General features: G+C 42.9%; 2 protein-coding genes. Both read left to right on the forward strand.

Going from position 1 to position 2,010, the window contains the following annotated elements:
• Positions 1 to 1,152: hypothetical protein (locus tag A3735_RS31035; protein ID WP_068638227.1), on the forward strand; the 1,152-nt coding region annotated here is incomplete at its 5' end.
• A 168-nt stretch (positions 1,153 to 1,320) separates the two neighbouring features.
• Positions 1,321 to 2,010 (forward strand): delta-60 repeat domain-containing protein (locus tag A3735_RS15295; RefSeq protein WP_197485906.1); only part of this gene is annotated, 690 nt, incomplete at its 3' end.

Genomic DNA, 2,010 nt, shown 5'->3' on the forward strand with positions numbered 1-2,010 from the left:
ATGGTCGGTACGATTGATTACTCCACATCGCCCTGGACTATTAACTCAAACAATTTAAGTTCTTCTGGTGGTCAGGATTTCACCATCAATCTAGGCACAAACGAATATGGATTCTTCGCTTACCCTGCTGCCTTAGGCGAAGCCTATTTTTATGATCGGGATAACATGAATATCCTGGGGGCGTGGGATGGAGCATCTTGGACTCCATATACTCCAGATTTTTCTGAGCTATCTCAAACAGGACCAATTGTTACCGAAATCGACGGTGTTAAATGGTTTGTTTACCGAACAGACTATCCTGAGCTAGGTGAAATGAACTATGCCGTTCGGTTCGATAATCCTGGTATGGCTATTAATGAGACAATTGCTTGCGATCTATCAAGCTATGAAGTGGATGCAAACTACAGAGCAATCGATCCGAGTCCAGAACCCGAACTCGGAGATGGTACATGCTCAGTTTCAAATCTTCCTCGCCACGGCACAAGCGCTTCAAATGTATGGACAGAATCAGCCATAAAGGCTCTATCGAGTGAATTATCCTCTACTGAAAATCAGAGATTCACTAATAATATAGTAGGAGCAGATACTTTTGGATTCTTCGCGTCACCCGTAGCGCTTGGAGAAGTAATATTCACAGAAGTAGCTTTAGGATTTCCTGGAGGTTGGGATGGTGCTGCTTCTGATGTTGACGATGATGCTTGGTTCTTAAACCCAGAAGTTAAGTACTCCCCCATCGTCGTAAGAGCAGATAATACCGACTGGTTTGTATACCGTATGGACTTTCCAAATAGTGGTGAATTGGAGTTTGATATTGAGTTTGCTAATGCTGGCGCGGATTTAAACTCTACAGTGGCATGTAATTCTGATTCTTTCCCAGGAATTAGCTATGGTACTGTTAATGGTGATACTGACTTAAACATAGTTTCAATCTACGCCATAGGAGATCTTTCAAGCCCATTGACAGAAGGTAGTGTTTCCTCATCTGCTTACGAAATTAATGCCACCTACCTCGATGATGGAACGTATGATATTTACTTTGCTACAGAAGCTTCTGGAGGAGTATTGTATGGTCCACAAGCAATAATAGTTACAAATGGAGAAATAACAAACTCTAGTTTTGATGTCTCAACATGGACGAGCACATCCAACTAAAAGGTTTTGATAAACTGATAGCAAACAGAGTCCATCAAAATTTTGCAGTAATCTGCCAACCCTATACTCAAGAAATAAGCTCACCATATATACTACTTTCGTTTGGCACATACATTGCTGTACAACCAGTAAATCTCCCGCATTACAAAGATGGACCTGTTGTACCAAATGACAAAAACCGCCAAAGACTGGTGTAGTCGCGCCCTACTCATATCAAAAGCGTATAAATTAGTTGTGCTTATTGCCTTGTCTATCGGGCAAGCCATTGCCGCTCCTGGCGATATCGATACCAGCTTTGGCACTAACGGCTGGACAATAACGGATATAAACAGCTCATCATTACCTGACTCTGGATATGCAACAGCTATTCAAAGCAATGGAAAAATAGTCCAAGTCGGATACGCCAATAACAGCTCAAATCACGACCTCGCTTTAGTCCGTTACGAGAGCGATGGCTCGCTAGATTCAAGCTTTGGCGATAACGGAATAGTGACTACTGATATAGGCGGACTATCTAACGTTGCCTACCATGTCGCAACCCAAAGTGACGACAAGATTATTGTTGCGGGAACAGGCGATGGAGACGATTCGTCAACATATAGCAACTTCATAGTTGCCCGTTACAACACCAATGGCACACTCGACACCACATTTGAAGGCGATTCTGGTTCAGCCAATGGAATTCTAAGCTTCGATAGAAATGTCGGCGCTGATCATGTATTCGGCCTCTCAGTTTTATCAGACGATAATATTCTACTGCACGCTTATAACTTCCCGACCGATGGCATTACACTTATCAAGCTAAACGAAGATGGTTCACTGGATACTGATTTCGATGGAGACAGCGGCACGGGAAAT

The organism is Oleiphilus sp. HI0061 (assembly GCF_001635675.1).